We start from the raw sequence: 19,394 nt of genomic DNA on the forward strand, positions 1-19,394 counted from the left end.
GGAGGGTTACGGACAAGTCGGGGTTGGCGCTCAACGAGCGGCCTTCTGGAACCCGCGTATTTACTGGGCTGCAGCGGGGTGTGATTTTTTCGCAAGCACTTTTTGTTGCCTGATGCGCATTGCTCCGAGGCCGGTCGGGCGGCATAATGTAGCCCCTTTTTTCTGCCCCTACATGTGGAAGGTTCCCGTGACTCAGAAGCCCGACCAGTGTCTTGGTGAATGGATCGACCGTGAAGCGCTCGCTGAAGCGATGATTCCGCTTATCGGTCAGCTGTACCGCAATAACAATGTGGTGAGCTCGATCTATGGCCGCAGCCTGATCAACCAGTCAGTCATCGCGATTCTCAAAGCGCATCGCTTTGCTCGCCATCGTTCTGCCGACGACAGCGAACTCTCCGTCCACGAAACATTCCCTCTGCTTAAAGCCATGAGCGAGCTCAAGCTCGGCGCGGCCTCGGTAGACCTGGGCAAGCTGGCTTACAAATTCCGCAAAGAAGGTGCTGGCCGCAGCGCCGAGCAGTTCGTGCGTGAAGAAATGGCCGATGTGGTTGGCCAGCAAAACGCTGCTGCCCGCAAAGGCACTGATGTCGTGCTGTACGGTTTCGGTCGTATCGGCCGTCTGCTGGCGCGCATCCTGATCGAAAAAACCGGTGGCGGCGACGGCCTGCGTCTGCGTGCCATCGTGGTACGTAAAGGCGCCGAGAACGACCTGACCAAGCGCGCCAGCCTGCTGCGTCGCGACTCGGTACACGGTCCGTTCAACGGCACCATCGTCATCGACGAAGAAAACAACACCATCACCGCCAACGGTAACCTGATCCAGGTGATCTACGCGAAGAACCCGGCTGAGGTGGATTACACCCAGTACGGTATCAAGGACGCCCTGCTGGTGGACAACACCGGCGTATGGCGTGACGCCGAAGGCCTGGGCCAGCACCTGGCTTGCCCGGGTATCGATCGCGTTGTGCTGACTGCGCCTGGCAAAGGCAAGCTGAAGAACATCGTTCACGGCATCAACCACGGTGAAATCACCGCCGACGACAAGATCGTGTCCGCTGCTTCCTGCACCACCAACGCCATCGTGCCGGTGTTGAAGGCTGTGAATGACAAGTTCGGTATCGTTAACGGTCACGTTGAAACGGTTCACTCGTACACCAACGACCAGAACCTGATCGACAACTTCCACAAAGGCGATCGCCGTGGCCGTAGCGCCGCGCTGAACATGGTTATCACCGAGACCGGTGCTGCCACCGCTGCTGCCAAGGCCCTGCCTGAGCTGGCCGGCAAGCTGACCGGTAACGCGATCCGCGTTCCGACGCCAAACGTGTCGATGGCCATTCTCAACCTGAACCTTGAGAAAGCCGCCACCCGTGAAGAGATGAACGAGTACCTGCGCTACATGGCGCTGCACTCCGACCTGCATAAGCAGATCGACTTCGTTAATTCGCAGGAAGTGGTCTCCACCGACTTCGTTGGCTCGCGCCACGCCGGTGTGGTGGACGCTGAGGCGACCATCACCCAGGACAACCGCGTTGTACTGTACGTCTGGTACGACAACGAGTTCGGCTACAGCTGCCAGGTGGTTCGTGTGATGGAAGACATGGCCGGGGTTAACCCGCCTGCGTTCCCGCGCTAAGCTTCTGCGGTGAATGAAAAAGCCCCGACTGGTTCGGGGCTTTTTTGTGCCTGCTGTTTTTGGGGTGTGTGCACTGGCCTCATCGCAGGCAAGCCAGCTCCCACATATCGATCTGTGAATACAGTCAAATGTGGGAGCTGGCTTGCCTGCGATAGCGGTGTATCAAGCGCCGCCGACTACGGAAGCCTGCGCCGTGCGCAGTTCATGCCGATTGCCCTTGAACAGGATCAGTGTGGCAATCAACCCCAACACCGCTGCCCCACTGAGCCAGATCCCCGGTGCCGCCTTGTTGTCCAGCACATGGATCAGATAGGTGCAGGCCGCCGGCGTGAAGCCACCGAACGTTGCGGTTGCCAAGCTGTAGGCCAGGGAGAAGCCGGTTGTGCGAACTTCCACCGGCATGATCTCGGTCAGCGCCACGACCATCGCACCGTTGTACGAGCCGTACAGGAACGACAACCACAACAACACAATCAGCAGGTGGTTAAAGCTCGGGTTGACCACCAGCCAGGACAGCGCCGGGTAAGCCGTGAGGATCGCCAGAATCGTCGCACCCAGTAGCAGCGGCTTGCGCCCGATCTTGTCCGACACCGCGCCCATCACCGGCAGCCAGATGAAGTTGGAAATGCCCACGCACACCGTCACCAGCAACGCATCGAAATCCGAGAGGTGCAATTCGGCCTTGCCGAAGGTCGGGGTGTAGGCGGTGATCAGATAGAACGACACAGTGGTCATCACTACCAGGGCCATACCGGCGATGACGATGCCAAAGTTCTGACCGATAGAGCGGACGATTTCCTGCAGGGTAGGGCGGTGTTTGCGCGCCTGGAACTCAGGCGTTTCTTCCAGCGAGCGACGAATCACGAAAATCACCGGCACGATCAGGCAGCCGATCAGGAACGGCACGCGCCAGCCCCAGTCACCCATTTCTTCGGGGCTTAGCCAGTGGTTCAGGCCCACGCCGAGCAAACCGGCGAACACCACGGCGGCTTGCTGGCTGGCGGACTGCCAACTGACGAAGAAGCCCTTGCGGCCCGGTGTGGCGATTTCCGCCAGGTACACCGACACGCCGCCCAACTCGACGCCTGCCGAGAAACCCTGGAGCAGTCGACCGAACAGCACGATCAGCGGCGCGGCCACACCCAAGGTGGCATAGCCGGGTACGCAGGCGATGAGGACGGTGCCGGCGGCCATCAAGGCCAAGGTGATGACCAGGCCTTTCTTGCGGCCGTGGCGGTCGATGTAGGCACCGAGGAAGATTGCGCCCAGGGGCCGCATCAGGAACCCGGCGCCGAAGGTCGCCAGGGACAGCATCAGCGAGGCAAAGGCGCTGTCGCTGGGGAAGAAGGTTTTGGCGATGGCCGTGGCATAGAAGCCATAGACCATGAAGTCGAACATCTCTAGGAAGTTGCCGCTGACAACGCGAAAAATCGCTTTGCCTTTGCCCGTTGTAGTGGACATGTCATGCACTCATTTTGGCTGTCTTATTAGTGATCCTTGGTCATCATTCGTCCTTGCTGCAGTTTTGTAACCATATGTGTATTGGCCACTACAGGCAATAAAAACTGATAGCAAGCTGACTAATTGCCGCAAGAGCCGAGGGCGAATAGAGGTCAATGTGGGAAACCCCTGTGGGAGCTGGCTTGCCTGCGATAGCGGTGTGTCAGGTAGCAAATGAGTTGCCGACCCACCGCCATCGCAGGCAAGCCAGCTCCCACATTGGTTTTGCGTTGTTTTCGAGGGTTGCGTTCAGTTGAGGAGGCTTTTGCGCAGGCTGTCCGACAGGCCTTTCTGCGCCAGCCAGATGCCAAGGTAGGCTTTTGCCAACTCATCATCGCGACTGCTGAACACCACCTGCTCGTTGATCTCCAGGTTCAACCCACGGCCAGGACGAAAGTCGAGGGCATAACGATCACCGCTGCGGATGTTTCGAAAGCTGGCATGCAGTTGGTCCAGTTCAGGCTTCAAGCGGGCCAGGGTGGCGCTGCTTTGCTGGCGTTCCAGCGCCGTGTTGGCGGCCTTGATCACATCATTACGATCGATGTCGCGAAAGTAGAACAGCACCAGGCGCAGGTCCTTTTGCTGGTCCCAGGCCTGTTTTGCGCGCAGGTCAGCCGGGGTGTAGAGCGCTGCGGCGTACACATCGGCCCACAGATAGACCAGCACGGCCTGGTTTTTCAGCACCAGTTCATGAGATTGCGCGGGGAAAGCGGCCTGCCTGAGCCGATCAGCCTCACTGGCCTGCACCGCAAGCGAAAAAATCATCATTAAACAGAAAACGACATGCCGCATAATGGTTCGTCCTGCAAAGGTGAGTGTCAGTAGTCTAATTCCAAATTCCGTGTTCTGTAGTAAAGGCAAGACTGGCCTACGACGCGACCAAGGGTTAATGTTCGCGGCGTTGAGGCTTATATAAACTGTGCCCCGGCTCACACACTTGAGCCAAATTGTCCTTCATGCCCGCTGGCCGCGGCATGATTTAGCCAGGCGTCCAACCGTGCGCCTGGCCTGTTCTGAGGAGTACGCATGGCTGTCTACAACTACGACGTGGTGGTACTGGGTTCCGGCCCGGCTGGAGAAGGTGCGGCGATGAACGCCGCCAAAGCTGGGCGCAAGGTGGCGATGGTCGATAGCCGTCGCCAGGTCGGCGGTAACTGCACCCACCTGGGTACCATCCCGTCCAAGGCCTTGCGTCACTCGGTGCGCCAGATCATGCAGTTCAACACCAACCCGATGTTCCGGGCCATTGGTGAGCCGCGCTGGTTCTCCTTCCCGGACGTGTTGAAAAGCGCCGAGAAAGTCATCTCCAAACAAGTGGCGTCGCGCACCGGTTACTACGCCCGCAACCGTGTCGACCTGTTCTTCGGCACCGGCAGTTTCGCCGACGAGCAGACCGTCGAAGTGGTCTGCGCCAACGGCGTGGTCGAGAAGCTGGTGGCCAAGCACATCATCATCGCCACCGGTTCGCGCCCGTATCGCCCGGCCGATATCGATTTCCACCACCCGCGTATCTACGATAGCGACACCATCCTGAGCCTGGGCCACACCCCGCGCAAACTGATCATCTATGGCGCCGGCGTGATTGGCTGTGAATACGCCTCGATCTTCAGCGGCCTGGGTGTGCTGGTGGAGCTGGTGGATAACCGTGATCAGTTGCTGAGCTTCCTCGACTCGGAAATTTCCCAGGCGTTGAGCTACCACTTCAGCAACAACAACATCACCGTGCGCCACAACGAAGAGTACGAGCGGGTCGAAGGCCTGGACAACGGCGTGATCCTGCACCTCAAGTCCGGCAAGAAGATCAAGGCCGACGCCTTGCTGTGGTGCAACGGCCGTACCGGCAACACCGACAAGCTGGGCATGGAAAACATCGGGGTCAAGGTCAACAGCCGTGGCCAGATCGAAGTGGACGAGAACTACCGCACCTGCGTGACCAACATCTACGGCGCCGGTGACGTGATCGGCTGGCCAAGCCTGGCAAGTGCCGCGCATGACCAGGGTCGTTCGGCGGCCGGCAGCATTGTCGACAACGGCAGCTGGCGTTATGTGAATGACGTGCCGACCGGGATCTACACGATTCCCGAGATCAGCTCGATCGGTAAAAACGAACACGAACTGACCAAGGCCAAGGTGCCTTACGAAGTCGGCAAGGCGTTCTTCAAGAGCATGGCGCGTGCGCAGATCGCCGGCGAGCCGCAAGGCATGCTGAAGATCCTGTTCCACCGCGAAACCCTGGAAGTCCTCGGCGTGCATTGCTTTGGCTACCAGGCCTCGGAAATCGTGCACATCGGCCAAGCGATCATGAGTCAGCCGGGTGAGCAAAATACCCTCAAGTATTTTGTGAACACCACGTTCAACTACCCGACCATGGCCGAAGCCTATCGGGTAGCGGCCTACGACGGCCTCAACCGGCTTTTTTGAGCGGCTCCGGCCGGTGGCCTGAGCCGGCCGGGGAGACCGATTTCAGTAATTCTCGAGGGTGGCAGTGGCCAAACCGGGAAAGTCTGTAATCAGGCTATCTACGCCGAAGTCGGCGAGCCTGCGCATCAGCGCAGGTTCGTTGACTGTCCACACGGACACATGCAAACCCTGGCGCTGGGCTTTTTCCAGACGCTCGGGGGTGCACAACGTCCAGTTCAACGCCAGAAATTCACAGCCGTAGTTTTGCGCGACCTTCAACGGGTCGAGCCAGGCGTATTCGGCGACCAGTCCGCGTGACAGGTCCGGGGTGAGTTCGACGGCGGCTTTGAGCACTTCCCGCGAGCTTGAGGTCACCGTGACCTTGTCCATCAGGCCGAAACGTACGGCCATCTCACGAATCGCCAACACCGTGGTCGCGGCGCGGGTGCGTGAGGCGCTTTTGACTTCCAGTTGCCAGTGATCGAAGTCGCATTTCTCGAACAGTTCTTCCAGGCGCGGGATCGGGCACGGGCTGACCCAGCCTGGGCCGCCTTTGCGCGCGTCCATCTTCACAAGATCGGCCGCCGAATACTCGACGACTTTGCCGCGCCGGTCGGCCGTGCGCTTGAGGGTGGGGTCGTGGATGACCATCAGCTCGCCGTCCATGGACAGGTGCAAATCCAGTTCGCAGCGGCGTACACCGTGCTTGAGGCACTCCTGGAAGCTGGTCAGGGTGTTTTCCGGTGCTTCGCCTTTGGCACCGCGGTGGCCGTAAATCAGGGTCACAGTTGCTCCTTTGCGCCAGGTTGTCTGGCGGGGTGAATACGAATTCAGGTGTCTTGGGCGTCGCTCTGTTCCCGTGCCAGGCGTCGTTCCTGGGCTTGTTTTTGCAAGATATAGCGTGCCAGCAACTGGCGTTGGGCATCGGTCATGGATTCGAACTCAGTGCCCACCTCAAATGCGTCACCCTTGGGGTCACAATGGGTGACGCGGGCGCGCAGCAGCAAGCCGAGCGCCTGAGGCATCAGCACCAGCTTGACGGCCAGGTGAGCGCCGGGCGCGAGGGGCGTGGGGTGCATGAAGTCAATGCCGCCCTCGGAAATGATCACCGGCTGCGGCGCGCCCACCTCATCCAGCAGGCCGCGGGCCATGATCTGGCTGAGCAGGTCCACGCGTTTGTTCTGGACTTTGAGGAAGGCTGCCAGGCTGCGATCTTTCTCGCTGATCTGGCGCAGCAGGTGCTGGGCTTCGAATTCGCTGAGGTGCAGTTCACTGAGCAGATTGAACAGCGGGGAATCATCCAGCAACACTTCCTTGCTCGCCGCTTCCGGGGCAGACAGTGTGCTGATTTGAAGTGCGATCATGTCGTCGATACGGTAGTATTCGCGGCGTTCTTCTTCATCTAATGTCGACATGGCGAACCCAAAGTAGCGGTAATGGTCTGAGTGTAAAGCTGCTTACCTGACCCCGCCACCGGGACGTCTTCTTTTCCTCCGAACAAGCCCCGACATGTTCAGACCTCTCTTCGTATTTATCGGCACGCGTTATACCCGTGCAAAGCGCCGCAATCATTTTGTGTCGTTCATTTCCCTTACCTCGATGATCGGGCTCGCCTTGGGCGTGGTCGTGATGATCGTGGTGCTGTCGGTGATGAACGGCTTCGATCATGAGATGCGCACCCGTGTGCTGGGCATGGTGCCCCACGCGACCATCGAGTCCGATGAGCCCATCAGTGACTGGCCAAGCCTGGCCGACAAGGTCAAGCAGAACCCCAAGGTGGTGGCCGTTGCGCCGTTTACCCAGATGCAGGGGTTGCTGACCAACGATGGCAAGGTGCAGAAAATCCTGCTCAATGGCATCGATCCGGCCCAGGAACGTAACGTGTCGATCATCGACAAGTTCATGTTGCAGGGCAAACTCGACGACCTGGCGCCCGGCAGTTTCGGCATCGTGATCGGCGACAAGGCCGCGGCCAAGCTCGGCGTGGGCATCGGCGACAAGCTGACCTTCGTCGCGCCGGAAGTCACCGTGACCCCGGCCGGCATGTTCCCGCGCATGAAGCGCTTTACCGTGGTCGGCACGTTCCACGTGGGCGCCGGCGAGATCGACGGCTACCTCGGCCTGACCAACCTCACCGACCTGGCGCGCCTGCATCGCTGGCAGCCGGACCAGGTGCAGGGCCTGCGCCTCAAGTTCAACGACCTGTTCGACGCACCGCGCGGCGCCTGGGAAATCGCCCAGCACCTGGGTGAATCCAAGTACTACGCCCGCGACTGGACCCGTACCCACGGCAACCTGTACCAGGCCATCCGCATGGAAAAAGCCATGATCGGCCTGTTGTTGCTGCTGATCGTTGCCGTGGCCGCGTTCAACATCATCTCCACCCTGGTGATGGTGGTGAACGACAAGAAGGGCGACATTGCCATCCTGCGTACCCTTGGCGCCACGCCGGGGCAGATCATGGCGATCTTCATGGTGCAGGGCACCGTGATTGGCGTGGTCGGCACCTTGATCGGCACCGCCGTCGGCATTTTGGCCGCGTTGAATGTCAGCGCCGCCATCGCTGCGCTGGAAAAAGTCATCGGCCACAAGTTTCTCAACGCCGACGTCTACTTCATCGACTACTTGCCGTCCCAGGTTCAGGCCCAGGACGTGTTGATGGTGGGCGGCGCCGCGTTGCTATTGAGTTTCCTTGCCACCCTGTATCCAGCCTGGCGCGCGGCACGTACCCAGCCAGCACAGGCCTTACGTTATGAGTGAATCGGGCATGAGTGAAAAAGCGATTTTGAGCTGCCGCAACCTGGGCAAATCCTACGAGGAAGGTCCGGAGTCGGTGGTGGTGTTGTCCAACCTGCAGCTGGAACTGCACCCGGGCGAGCGCGTGGCGATCGTCGGCAGTTCCGGTTCGGGCAAAAGTACCTTGCTCAACCTGTTGGGCGGCCTGGATACGCCGTCCCAGGGCAGCGTGTGGCTGGCGGGCGAAGAATTGTCGGCCCTTGGCGAGAAGGCGCGCGGTCAACTGCGCAACCGTTCGTTGGGGTTTGTGTACCAGTTCCACCACTTGCTGCCGGAATTCACTGCACTGGAAAACGTGTGCATGCCGCTGCTGATCGGCAAGACCGCGATTCCGGAAGCCCGCCAGCGCGCCAAGGCGTTGCTGGAGCGCGTCGGCCTCGGCCATCGCCTGGAGCACAAGCCGGCCGAGCTGTCCGGCGGTGAGCGCCAGCGTGTGGCGATTGCCCGCGCCCTGGTGAACAACCCAGGCCTGGTGATGCTCGACGAGCCGACCGGCAACCTCGACTCCCACACCGCCCAGGGCATCAAGGATTTGATGCTGGAACTGAGCACCCAGATGCGCACCGCGTTCCTGGTGGTGACCCATGACATGAGCATGGCCCGCCAGATGGACCGTGTGTTGCACCTGCAGGAAGGTCATCTGGTCGCCATCTGACCCGTTTCAAGCCTGGCGCCTGGCGCCGGGCTTTTTCATTTTTTTAAACGGTGCCCGCGAATGTTCAGACCGTTATCGATTTTCATCGGCACGCGCTATACCCGCGCCAAGCGCCGCAACCGTTTTGTTTCGTTTATCTCGATGACCTCGATGATCGGCCTCGCCCTGGGCGTGCTGGCGATGATCGTGGTGTTGTCGGTGATGAACGGCTTCCAGCGCGAAATGAGCACGCGGATTCTCGGCATGGTGCCCCACGCCACCATCGTCGGCGTAAACCCGATTGATGATTGGCAGCCCGTGGCCGCTGCCGCGTTGAAGAATCCGGAAGTCACCGCAGCGGTGCCTTTCACGCAGATGGACGGCATGTTCTCCTACAAAGGCGCGATGCAGCCGATCGAGATCAGCGGCGTCGACCCGGCCCAGGAAGGCAAGGTGTCGATCGTGGCCCAGCATATTGTGCGCGGCAAGCTGGAAGACCTGAAAGCCGGCGAATTCGGCGTGGTCATCGGCGACATCACCGCACGGCGTTTCCGCCTGAACGTGGGCGATAAACTGACCCTGATCGTCCCGGAAATCAGCACCGCGCCGGGCGGTATCACCCCGCGTATGCAGCGCTTGAACGTGGTCGGTATCTTCAAGGTCGGCGCCGAGCTGGATGGCTCCATGGCCTTGATCAACATGGCCGACGCCGCCGAGATCCAGCACTGGCAGCCGAACCAGGTGCAAAGCGTGCGCCTGGCGGTGAAGGACCTGTACGCAGCGCCCAAGGTCTCGGCGGACATCGCCGCCAGCCTGGGCGCGGCCTACAAACCGGATGACTGGACCCACACCCAGGGCAGCCTGTTCAGCGCGATGAAGATGGAAAAGACCATGATCGGCCTGCTGTTGCTGATGATCGTCGCCGTCGCCGCGTTCAACATCATTGCCACCTTGATCATGGTGGTGAACGACAAGGGCGCCGACATTGCGATTTTGCGCACTATCGGCGCCACGCCACGGCAGATCATGGCGATCTTCATGGTGCAGGGCACGGTGATCGGCATCGTCGGCACCTTGATCGGCGGCGTGTTGGGTGTGATTGCGGCGTTGAACGTGAGTGAACTGGTGGGGTGGCTGGAGCGCGTGAGCGGGCAGCATATCTTCAGTTCGGACGTGTACTTTGTCAGCAACCTGCCTTCGGAACTGCAGGGCGGCGACGTGCTGCTGATTTGCTCGGCGGGGTTTGTGCTGAGCTTTTTGGCGACACTGTACCCGGCGTATCGGGCGGCGAAGATTGAGCCGGCGCATGCGCTCAGGTATTCGTAAAGTCTGAGACCGCTATCGCAGGCAAGCCAGCTCCCACATTTGAATGTATTCACACATCAAAATGTGGGAGCCGGGCTTGCCCGCGATAGGGCCGGTACAGCTTGCATCAATCTGCTGTTGGCAACTCAATCACAAACCTGGTCCACCCCGCCCCAGACTCACAATAAATCCTCCCCCCATGCGCCCGCACAATCGACTGGGTAATCGCCAACCCCAGCCCTGCATGCTCGCTGCTGCCTTCACGGCGCGCCGGGTCGGCCCGGTAGAACCGGTCAAACAACCGCGGTAACAACGCCGCCGGAATACCTTCTCCCGTATTCTCCACCGTCAGCCTCACGTCCCGTTTGCTTTCAACCATCCGCACCCGCACCTCGCCACCGGCCGGGGTAAACCTGAGTGCGTTATCGAGCAAATTCGACAAGGCCCGGCGCAACATGCCGCGGTCACCCGCCGTATGGGCGGTGCCTTCGCGCACCAGGCTCACGTGGGCGTCCTCCGCCAACAAGGCGAAGAACTCCAGCAGCGCCTCTACTTCATCTTCCAGCACCAAGGCTTCGCGCTTGGGCATGAGCAGCCCGTGATCCGCCTTGGCCAGGTACAACATGTCATTCACCAACTGCGCCATCCATTGCAGCTCCTCCAGGTTGCTGTGCAGCGCCTCGCGGTAATCCTCCAGTGGGCGCGGCTGGGTGAGGATGACCTGGGTGTGGGTCAGCAGGTTCGACAGCGGCGTGCGCAGTTCGTGGGCGATGTCGGCAGAGAAGGCCGAGAGGCGCTGGAACGAGTCGTCCAGGCGGCCCAGCATCGCGTTGAAGGCCTGGGCCAGCTCGGCCAGCTCCACCGGCATTTGCTGCTGGGGCAGGCGTTGGGTCAATGACTGAGCAGATACTCCGGCAGCCACTTCACTCATGCGCCGCAACGGCCGCAAGCCACTGCGTGCCGCCCAGGCGCCGAGCAGGGCGGTGGCCAGGGCCGAGAGGCCGACCGTCAGCCAGATCAGATGCTGCATGCGTTGCAGGAAGTGCTGGTGATGGGTGATGTCGAGCATCAGGCTCAGTTGCGGCGAGCCCGGCTGGTTTGGCAGTAACGGCACGTTGTACACGCGATAGTCGGTGCCGGCGTTTTGCAGGCTGTGCAGGCCGGGCGCTGCGGGCAGTGCGACGCCCGGTGCACCGTCATACCAGCGCTGGCCGGCGGCAGTGATGCGCAACGCAAGGTCGGGTTGCCGGTTGAGTTCAGTACGCAATTGCGCTTCGCGCTGGGCGAACAACTGCGGCGTATCCGCACCCTGCAACGTGCTGCGCAAGGCCACCAGTTTGCCGTCCAGCAACTGTTGGTCGAGTTCGACAAAGTGCGCCTCACTGGCCTGGTTGAACAACACGCCGGCGATCAGCGAGACCACCGCCGTGCACGCCGCAAACAGCAGCGCCAGACGGCTGGCCAGGGACAGGCGCTTGATCAATTGCACCGTTCCTCCAGCACATAGCCCATGCCGCGCACGGTGTGGATCAGCTTGTTGGGGAAATGGTCGTCGACTTTCAGGCGCAATCGGCGGATCGCCACTTCGATGATGTTGGTGTCGCTGTCGAAATTCATGTCCCACACTTGAGAGGCGATCAGCGACTTGGGCAGCACTTCGCCCTGGCGGCGCAGCAGCAGTTCCAGCAGGGAGAATTCTTTGGCGGTGAGGTCGATGCGCTGGCCGTCCCGCTCGACGCGGCGGCGGATCAGGTCCAGGCGCAGGTCGGCCAGTTGCAGCGCGGTTTCCTGCGGTGTGCTGCTGCCACGGCGCAACAGGCTGCGCACCCGGGCCAACAGTTCGGAAAAGGCGAAGGGCTTGACCAGGTAATCGTCGGCGCCCAGCTCCAGGCCGTGCACGCGGTCTTCCACGGCATCGCGGGCGGTGAGGAACAGCACCGGGATGTCCAGGCCGGCGCTGCGCACGGCTTGCAGGATTTGCCAGCCGTCGCGGCCCGGCAGCATCACATCGAGGATCAGCAGGTCGTAATCGCCGGTCAACGCCAGATGTTGCCCGGTGTTGCCGTCAGCCACCAATTCGGTGGTAAAGCCCGCCTCGGTCAGGCCCTGGCGCAGGTAATGGCCGGTTTTCGGTTGGTCTTCGACGATCAGCAGTTTCATGGGCGACTCTTGGCAGCGGGAGCAACGGGCTTTATACCGTGGGCGCCAGGGCAGGGGCGTAACCTGACAAAGTTGTAATCTAGCAGTCAGCTGGCTGGCAGCGGCGCCATCTTAGAGTGCTGCCCAAGCTGTTCACACACTTTTGGAGAACCGAGATGGCGTTGCGTACACCCCTATTGCTGGCGGGTTGCCTGTTGGCCTTGAGTTTCGATGCGGTGGCTGACACGGCCCACACATTTGCCTTCGGCCATGCGGCGTCGGCTGACAAAGCCACGCGTAGCGTGGAAGTGGTGCTGCAGGATATTTCCTTTTCGCCCAAGTCGCTGGACGTAAAAGCCGGTGAGACCGTGCGCTTTGTGCTGGTCAACAAAGGCCAGTTGCTGCATGAATTCAACCTGGGCGACGCGGCGATGCATGCCGAACACCAGAAGGAAATGTTGCAGATGCAGGCCAGCGGCATGCTCACCGCCACCGGCATGGGCAAGATGGACCACAGCGCCATGGGCCACGGTGACATGGGCGGCATGAAGCATGACGACCCCAACAGTGTGCTGGTAGAGCCCGGCAAAACGGCCGAGCTGACCTGGACCTTCACCAAGGCCACGGGCCTGGAATTCGCCTGTAATATCCCCGGGCACTATCAGGCGGGCATGGTCGGCAAGCTCAACGTCGATTGATCGGGTGTTTTTTAGGGGCGGGGGCAAAGGCTGGTAGACTGGCGCGGTTTATTTAGCCAGGTTTCCGCCATGCATCCCGCAGCCGAACATTCGCCGCTGGGCAAGTCCAGTGAATACATCTCCACCTACACCCCGTCGTTGCTGTTCCCGATCCCTCGCGCCGCCAAATGGGCCGAGCTGGGCCTGAGCGCCGAAACCCTGCCTTACAAAGGCGTGGATTTCTGGAACTGCTTCGAATTGTCCTGGCTGCTGCCGTCAGGCAAGCCGGTGGTGGCCATCGGTGAATTCAGCATTCCGGCCGACTCGCCGAACATCATCGAGTCCAAGTCCTTCAAGCTGTACCTCAACTCGCTGAACCAGACCGCGTTTGCCGATACGGCAAGCCTGGAAGCGACCTTGCGCACCGACCTCAGCGCCGCCGCCGGCAAACCGGTGAGCGTGCGTATCCGCCGTTTGGCCGAGGTTGAGGCCGAAGGTGTGCAGGCGTTGCCAGGTGTGTGCATTGATGACCTGGACATCAGCGTCAGCAACTACGAACACCCGCGCCCGGAACTGCTGCGCTGCGATGATTCGCGCATTGTCGAGGAGAGCGTGCACAGCCACCTGCTCAAATCCAACTGCCCGGTTACCAGCCAGCCCGATTGGGGCAGTGTGGCGGTGCAATACCGTGGTTCGGCCCTGGATCACGCCAGCCTGCTGGAATACATCGTGAGCTTTCGCCAGCATTCGGACTTCCATGAGCAGTGCGTGGAGCGGATCTTTCTCGACCTGCAGCGCTTGCTCAAGCCGGAAAAATTGACGGTGTATGCACGGTATGTGCGGCGCGGTGGGTTGGACATCAACCCGTATCGCAGCACTGAGGACATGCCGTTCCAGAACGTTCGCCTGGCGCGTCAGTAGCCTTAATACAAAAAAATGTGGGAGGGGGCTTGCTCCCGATTGCAGTGGGTCAGGCACAAATACTGTGCCTGACACTCCGCTATCGGGAGCAAGCCCCCTCCCACATTTTGGTTCTGCGTTTGGCTTGGGTTCGGGTTATATCCCGATATTGCCCAGGGTCGTCACAATATTGCGCAAGGTCCCGGCAATGCCCGGGTGGTCCAGTTCGAAGCGTTCAACCGCCAGGTTCACGCCATCGGCGATGCTTGGGTCCTGAATGGCGCCTTCCAGAGGCTCTTGAACTTCAAGTTCGGTAATCAGTGATTCGAGTTCGTCGCGTTTTTCCGCCGACATCAGCGGGTCGCTGTCCAATTGCTCGCGCAATACTTTGACTTGGTTTTTCAACTCTTCGCGGGCAGGCATGGCGTTCTTCCTTTTATCGATAGGCACTGGCATAGACCGCGGCACGCCGGGAAAGGTCTACGGGCTGACCTGTAGATTAATCCACCGGCGCCTTCAGTGCATGATCTCTATCAGGGCTTCTCGCCTTTGAGCTGGCGCAGGCTGATATCCGCCAGGCACGTGCCCAGCTCGCCAAGGTGGTCGATCACCGAATGCACGCCCAACCCATACAGCGCCACCGTGGCTTTACCGCGCTTATGCTCGCGTTGCTGCTCGGTCAGCGCCTGCCATTGCTCCGGTGCCAAGCCGCACAGTGAGCCGCAGGACGCCAGGCCGATGGTCCACAACCCGGCGTTGAGGCCCGCTTGCAGCAAGCGTGGCTCGCCGCTGACCAGCACGCAGCCTTCCAGGCGTTCGATATTCAAGGCCATCAAGGCTTGCCAGCAGGCATGCGGCGCCGGCCAGCGGATGGAGGAGGGTGGCGTTGCCTTCACCCAGTCGGGCAATGCGGCCGACAGCGGTGTGGTCACTGAGGCGGGCAACTCATCCAGCCAGGCGCAAGGCACCCCTTGGTCCTTGAGGCTGCGCAATATCTTCAGCGCGCCAGGCGTGGCTTGGGAATCGGGGGCGGGCGAGTCGGTGCGGGCCTGGGAACCGAAATCCACCAGGCAGCCACTCAGGCCAAACAGCACGGCAGTCAAGGAGGGGGCTCTGGCGACGGCAATTTCGGCGTGAGGCATTTCGACATCCCTGAAATAGCTGTGACGCTATCGGGGCGACATGACAAGCGGATGACACTCAGGTGTACTTGTAGGAATTTTGTGCATTTTGCGTATGTCGTTTCCTCGCTGCTGCCTAAATCGACACTTCCGTCATATACTGACGATCTTATTCAGGGCATAGCGCCCATGACAGACCATTCAAGGAGCAAAAGCTATGCGCTGGAGCCACTACTTCGCTCAGCTATCTGTGTGTGCCACCGTCCTTCTGGCCCCGTTCGCCGTCCAAGCTGCGTCGGAAGACGATCCATGGGAAAGCGTTAACCGCCCGATCTTCACCTTCAACGATACCGTTGATACCTATGCGCTCAAGCCATTGGCGCAGGGCTACCAGTTTGTCACCCCGCAATTCATGCAGACGGGCATCCATAACTTCTTCCGCAACATCGGCGATGTCGGCAACTTTGCCAACGACGTGTTGCAGCTCAAGCCACACGCGGCCGGTGTCGACACCGCTCGTTTGCTGATGAACACCACGTTTGGTGTGCTGGGCTTCATTGATGTCGGCACCAAAATGGGGCTGCAACGCAACGACGAAGACTTCGGCCAGACCCTGGGTCGCTGGGGCGTCGGCAGCGGTCCTTACGTGATGCTGCCGCTGCTCGGCCCAAGCACCCTGCGTGATGCGCCGTCCAAATACGTCGACAGCTACACCCAACCGTACCGTTACATGAACGATATCGGCTGGCGCAACAGCACCTTCGGCCTGAACATCGTCGATACCCGTGCCAGCCTGCTCGACAGCGAGAAACTGATCTCTGGCGACAAATACACCTTCATCCGTAACGCTTACCTGCAGAACCGTGAGTTCAAGGTCAAGGACGGCAAGGTCGTCGACGACTTTTAAGCCGTGACGTTTTGAAATGAAAAAAAGGCGACCCAAGTGGTCGCCTTTTTTGTGCGCGGTTTCAGCGCATTTTCAAGATCCTGAGGCCCAGGTGCTGGCGCTCGCCTTCATTCCTGGCCCACACCACCTCGGTGTCCGCCTCCAGGCCCGCGAGGGCGGCGTGCTCTGAATCAATACGCACCGTCAGCGGGTCTCCGACCTCGAACTGGCGCGGTGCCTCAACCTGCATACCGGAGCTGGAAAGGTCTACACAGACCCCGGCAATCTCCTGCCCGGCGTGGATCAACGACACATCGGCATCCACTCGCATGCGGATGAAATCGCGTTTTTCGGCGTAGTCGCGCTCATGTTCGCTCACAGCTTCCATCCTTACTTTGTGTTGTGGTGGTGGCTGTTCTTATAACTCCCGGTGATTTGCGGTGTAAAGACGCCCGGCGACCATCGGCATGAGCTTGAAACCCCTGACGGATGGGAGTACCGTCTGCGCCTTAGAAGGGCACCTCTGCTTTACCTTTGTGCATGGGCAAAATCCCAATGCGTTGTAGGACAGAGAGGCTAGAAAGCGAATCCAGTACGTGAGCCCGGCCATTGTCGAGCCACCTACGCCAACCTAATTCTGGCGCCGTTTGCCCACATGCAAAAAACCAGTGCCACGCTGCTGATAATCGATGACGACGAAGTAGTGCGCGCGAGCCTCGCGGCCTATTTGGAAGACAGTGGCTTCAGCGTCCTGCAGGCCAGCAATGGCCAACAGGGTCTCCAGGTATTCGAGCGCGACAAGCCCGACCTTGTGATCTGCGACCTGCGCATGCCCCAGATGGGCGGCCTCGAGCTGATCCGCCAGGTGACTGAGCTTGCCCCGCAGACGCCGGTGATTGTTGTGTCCGGTGCCGGCGTGATGAACGACGCCGTCGAGGCCCTGCGCCTGGGCGCCGCCGATTACCTGATCAAGCCCCTGGAAGACCTGGCCGTGTTGGAGCACTCGGTGCGCCGCGCGCTGGACCGTGCCCGCCTGCTGCTGGAAAACCAGCGCTACCGCGAAAAGCTCGAAACCGCCAACCGCGAACTCGAAGCCAGCCTCAACCTGCTCCAGGAAGACCAGAACGCCGGTCGCCAGGTGCAGATGAACATGCTGCCGGTCAGCCCCTGGACCATCGACGAGTTCAAGTTTGCGCACCAGATCATCCCGTCGTTGTACCTGTCGGGTGATTTCGTCGATTATTTCCGCGTCGATGAGCGGCGTGTGGCGTTCTACCTGGCCGACGTCTCCGGCCACGGCGCTTCTTCTGCTTTTGTCACCGTGTTGTTGAAGTTCATGACCACACGGCTGTTGTTCGAATCCAAGCGCAATGGCACCTTGCCGGAGTTCACCCCCTCCGAGGTGCTGGGCCACATCAACCGAGGCCTGATCAGCTGTAAGCTGGGCAAGCACGTGACGATGGTCGGCGGCGTGATCGATGAAGAAACCGGTCTTTTGACCTACAGCATTGGCGGTCACCTGCCGATGCCGGTTTTATACACTCCAGACAGTGTGCGTTACCTGGAAGGCCGTGGTCTGCCGGTGGGCTTGTTCAATGAAGCCACCTACGAAGACCATATCCTGGAACTGCCGCCGACCTTCAGCCTCACGCTGATGTCCGACGGTATCCTGGACCTGCTTCCAGAGCCTACACTCAAGGAGAAAGAAGCCGCCTTGCCTGAAAAGGTCAAGTCGGCGGGCGGCAGCCTGGATGGCCTGCGGCAGGTTTTTGGATTGGCCACGCTAGGGGAGATGCCGGATGATATCGCCCTATTGGTGTTGAGCAGGAATCTTTGATGAGTACCGGAAGAATCCAATTCGCCGAGCAAGACGGGACCTTCGTCCTGAAGTTTGTCGGTGAAGTGCGCCTGACCTTATGTTCGGCGCTGGATGCAACGATTGAGCGGATTTTCACAGCCCTGAATTTCTCGGCGATCGTGATCGATCTGACCGAAACCCGCAGCATCGACAGCACCACCCTTGGCTTGCTGGCCAAGTTGTCCATTCTGTCGCGGCAGAAGGTCGGCCTGTTGCCGACTGTCGTCACCACCCACGAAGACATCACCCGGCTGTTGCAGTCCATGGGTTTTGACCAGGTGTTCAACATCGTTGACCGCCCGATCCCCTGCCCGGAATGCCTGACCGACCTGCCTTCGCAAGACCAGTCCGAAGAAGTGGTACGGATCAAGGTGCTCGAAGCGCACAAGATCCTGATGGGCCTGAACGAGTCCAACCGCGAAGCCTTCCACGACCTCGTCAACGCCCTGGAACGCCACTAGCCTCCCAGTTGAAACCCAATTCCAATGTGGGAGCAGGCAAGCCAGCTCCCACAGTTTGAACTGTGACCGGCTTGAGACCAGCGAAAGGCACAAAAAAGGGCGGCACCCTCACAGGTGCCGCCCTTTTTGTCGCCGACTGCCTTACAACTTGGCAGCCAACAACGCCTCCAGCTTCTCCTGGTCCCGAGCAAACTGACGAATCCCCTCCGCCAGCTTCTCAGTCGCCATCGCGTCCTCGTTGGACTCCCAACGGAACTGCGCTTCAGTCAAATGCACCCGCGCTTCGCCGGCATGGCCTGGTGCCAACTTGCGCTCCAGCTTGCCTTCATCCGCCGCCAGCTTCTCCAGCAGGTCCGGGCTGATGGTCAGGCGATCACACCCGGCCAGCTCTTCAATCTGGCTGAGGTTACGGAAGCTCGCACCCATCACCACCGTCTTGTAGCCATTGGCCTTGTAGTAGTTGTAGATGCGCGTCACCGACTGCACGCCCGGGTCATCGGAACCGGTGTAGTCGTTGCCATTGGCCTTCTTGTACCAGTCGTAGATACGGCCCACGAACGGCGAAATCAGGAACACCCCAGCCTCGGCACAGGCCACGGCCTGGGCAAACGAGAACAGCAGCGTCAGGTTGGTCTGGATACCTTCTTTTTCCAGCGTCTCGGCTGCGCGGATGCCTTCCCAGGTGGAGGCGATCTTGATCAGCACACGGTCACGGCCAACGCCGGCTTTGTCGTACAGGTCGATCAGACGGTGCGCACGCTTGAGTACGGCGTCAGTGTCGAACGACAGGCGGGCATCCACCTCAGTGGAAATACGGCCCGGTACGACTTTGAGAATCTCTTGACCCACCGCCACCGCAAAACGGTCGCTGGCCAGGCCCACGTCGCCGTTACAGTCCTTAACGCACTCATCCAGCAGCTTGGCATAGCCTGGGATCGAAGCGGCCTTGAGCAGCAGGGAAGGGTTGGTGGTGGCGTCTTGCGGCTTGAGCTTGGCGAGGGTAGAAAAATCGCCGGTATCGGCTACAACGGTGGTGAATTGCTTGAGTTGTTCCAGCTTGGAAGTCATGGGCGTGCTCTGT

At 60.2% G+C, this 19,394-nt stretch carries 20 protein-coding genes; 10 read left to right on the forward strand and 10 right to left on the reverse strand.

The genetic code is table 11. From position 1 onward, the window contains the following. Positions 1 to 172 precede the first annotated feature (172 nt). Entirely contained in the window at positions 173 to 1,636 is a 1,464-nt protein-coding gene (locus A7J50_RS08450) for a glyceraldehyde-3-phosphate dehydrogenase (RefSeq protein WP_017137429.1), read from the forward strand. A gap of 162 nt (positions 1,637 to 1,798) precedes the next feature. On the opposite strand, the gene A7J50_RS08455 is transcribed toward A7J50_RS08450, so the two are convergent. Together A7J50_RS08455 and A7J50_RS08460 are read right to left on the reverse strand one after the other, a co-directional pair. Then, the gene (locus A7J50_RS08455; RefSeq protein WP_064451392.1) at positions 1,799 to 3,097 is read right to left on the reverse strand and encodes an MFS transporter; all 1,299 of its coding nucleotides are present in this window, start codon (positions 3,095 to 3,097) and stop codon (positions 1,799 to 1,801) included. Between the two features lie 288 nt (positions 3,098 to 3,385). Then, positions 3,386 to 3,928, reverse strand: a complete 543-nt coding sequence (locus A7J50_RS08460; RefSeq protein WP_064451393.1) for a chalcone isomerase family protein — start codon at positions 3,926 to 3,928, stop codon at positions 3,386 to 3,388. 234 nt (positions 3,929 to 4,162) lie between these two features. On the opposite strand from A7J50_RS08460, the gene sthA reads away from it, so the two are divergent. Then, on the forward strand, positions 4,163 to 5,557 hold the full coding sequence (gene sthA / locus A7J50_RS08465) for a Si-specific NAD(P)(+) transhydrogenase (RefSeq protein WP_012722857.1): 1,395 nt from the start codon (positions 4,163 to 4,165) through the stop codon (positions 5,555 to 5,557). Positions 5,558 to 5,599: 42 nt separating this feature from the next. On the opposite strand, the gene A7J50_RS08470 is transcribed toward sthA, so the two are convergent. Further along, positions 5,600 to 6,322: a glycerophosphodiester phosphodiesterase gene (locus tag A7J50_RS08470; RefSeq protein ID WP_064451394.1), complete on the reverse strand. Its 723-nt coding sequence runs from the start codon at positions 6,320 to 6,322 to the stop codon at positions 5,600 to 5,602. A 44-nt stretch (positions 6,323 to 6,366) separates the two neighbouring features. Then, complete coding sequence (locus A7J50_RS08475; RefSeq protein ID WP_064451395.1) at positions 6,367 to 6,951, reverse strand: PilZ domain-containing protein; 585 nt, start codon at positions 6,949 to 6,951, stop codon at positions 6,367 to 6,369. Between the two features lie 94 nt (positions 6,952 to 7,045). On the opposite strand from A7J50_RS08475, the gene A7J50_RS08480 reads away from it, so the two are divergent. From A7J50_RS08480 to A7J50_RS08490, 3 genes are read left to right on the forward strand one after another with little or no spacing between them, the layout of a single operon-like run. Continuing rightward, the gene (locus A7J50_RS08480) at positions 7,046 to 8,296 is read left to right on the forward strand and encodes a lipoprotein-releasing ABC transporter permease subunit (protein WP_064451396.1); all 1,251 of its coding nucleotides are present in this window, start codon (positions 7,046 to 7,048) and stop codon (positions 8,294 to 8,296) included. A gap of 7 nt (positions 8,297 to 8,303) precedes the next feature. Next, on the forward strand, positions 8,304 to 8,987 hold the full coding sequence (lolD, locus tag A7J50_RS08485; protein WP_017477213.1) for a lipoprotein-releasing ABC transporter ATP-binding protein LolD: 684 nt from the start codon (positions 8,304 to 8,306) through the stop codon (positions 8,985 to 8,987). Positions 8,988 to 9,047: 60 nt separating this feature from the next. Further along, positions 9,048 to 10,292: a lipoprotein-releasing ABC transporter permease subunit gene (locus A7J50_RS08490; protein ID WP_064451397.1), complete on the forward strand. Its 1,245-nt coding sequence runs from the start codon at positions 9,048 to 9,050 to the stop codon at positions 10,290 to 10,292. Between the two features lie 106 nt (positions 10,293 to 10,398). Here A7J50_RS08490 and A7J50_RS08495 read toward each other — a convergent pair whose 3' ends face one another. Continuing rightward, entirely contained in the window at positions 10,399 to 11,754 is a 1,356-nt protein-coding gene (locus A7J50_RS08495; RefSeq protein WP_064454875.1) for a heavy metal sensor histidine kinase, read from the reverse strand. Then, positions 11,751 to 12,431: a heavy metal response regulator transcription factor gene (locus A7J50_RS08500; RefSeq protein WP_064451398.1), complete on the reverse strand. Its 681-nt coding sequence runs from the start codon at positions 12,429 to 12,431 to the stop codon at positions 11,751 to 11,753. Before A7J50_RS08500 ends, A7J50_RS08495 begins: the two co-directional genes overlap by 4 nt. A 155-nt stretch (positions 12,432 to 12,586) precedes the next feature. On the opposite strand from A7J50_RS08500, the gene A7J50_RS08505 reads away from it, so the two are divergent. Both A7J50_RS08505 and queF read left to right on the forward strand, forming a co-directional pair. Further along, complete coding sequence (locus A7J50_RS08505) at positions 12,587 to 13,108, forward strand: cupredoxin domain-containing protein (protein ID WP_064451399.1); 522 nt, start codon at positions 12,587 to 12,589, stop codon at positions 13,106 to 13,108. A 69-nt stretch (positions 13,109 to 13,177) separates the two neighbouring features. After that, positions 13,178 to 14,008, forward strand: coding sequence for an NADPH-dependent 7-cyano-7-deazaguanine reductase QueF (queF, locus tag A7J50_RS08510; protein WP_064451400.1), 831 nt, complete (start codon positions 13,178 to 13,180; stop codon positions 14,006 to 14,008). A gap of 135 nt (positions 14,009 to 14,143) precedes the next feature. Here the strand turns inward: queF and A7J50_RS08515 are convergent, their stop codons facing one another. After that, complete coding sequence (locus A7J50_RS08515; protein WP_064451401.1) at positions 14,144 to 14,410, reverse strand: DUF4404 family protein; 267 nt, start codon at positions 14,408 to 14,410, stop codon at positions 14,144 to 14,146. Between the two features lie 110 nt (positions 14,411 to 14,520). After that, positions 14,521 to 15,129 carry a hypothetical protein gene (locus A7J50_RS08520; RefSeq protein WP_064451402.1) on the reverse strand — a complete coding sequence of 203 codons (609 nt, stop codon included), beginning with the start codon at positions 15,127 to 15,129 and terminating at the stop codon, positions 14,521 to 14,523. Positions 15,130 to 15,325: 196 nt separating this feature from the next. Between A7J50_RS08520 and A7J50_RS08525 the strand changes: the two genes are divergently transcribed. After that, on the forward strand, positions 15,326 to 16,015 hold the full coding sequence (locus A7J50_RS08525; RefSeq protein ID WP_064451403.1) for a VacJ family lipoprotein: 690 nt from the start codon (positions 15,326 to 15,328) through the stop codon (positions 16,013 to 16,015). 61 nt (positions 16,016 to 16,076) lie between these two features. Here A7J50_RS08525 and A7J50_RS08530 read toward each other — a convergent pair whose 3' ends face one another. Further along, positions 16,077 to 16,373 carry a PilZ domain-containing protein gene (locus tag A7J50_RS08530; protein ID WP_064454876.1) on the reverse strand — a complete coding sequence of 99 codons (297 nt, stop codon included), beginning with the start codon at positions 16,371 to 16,373 and terminating at the stop codon, positions 16,077 to 16,079. Between the two features lie 276 nt (positions 16,374 to 16,649). Here A7J50_RS08530 and rssB point away from each other — a divergent pair, with 276 nt between their 5' ends. Then, a complete protein-coding gene (gene rssB, locus A7J50_RS08535; RefSeq protein WP_064451404.1) occupies positions 16,650 to 17,831 on the forward strand; it encodes a two-component system response regulator RssB in 1,182 nt (393 codons plus the stop codon). Beyond that, entirely contained in the window at positions 17,831 to 18,313 is a 483-nt protein-coding gene (rssC, locus tag A7J50_RS08540) for an anti-sigma factor antagonist RssC (RefSeq protein WP_010566476.1), read from the forward strand. The genes rssB and rssC overlap by 1 nt, the downstream gene beginning before the upstream one ends. Positions 18,314 to 18,454: 141 nt before the next feature. On the opposite strand, the gene tal is transcribed toward rssC, so the two are convergent. Beyond that, positions 18,455 to 19,381: a transaldolase gene (gene tal, locus A7J50_RS08545; RefSeq protein WP_064451405.1), complete on the reverse strand. Its 927-nt coding sequence runs from the start codon at positions 19,379 to 19,381 to the stop codon at positions 18,455 to 18,457. Positions 19,382 to 19,394 lie beyond the last annotated feature (13 nt).

This window comes from Pseudomonas antarctica (genome assembly GCF_001647715.1).
Classification (GTDB): Bacteria; Pseudomonadota; Gammaproteobacteria; order Pseudomonadales; family Pseudomonadaceae; genus Aquipseudomonas; species Aquipseudomonas antarctica_A.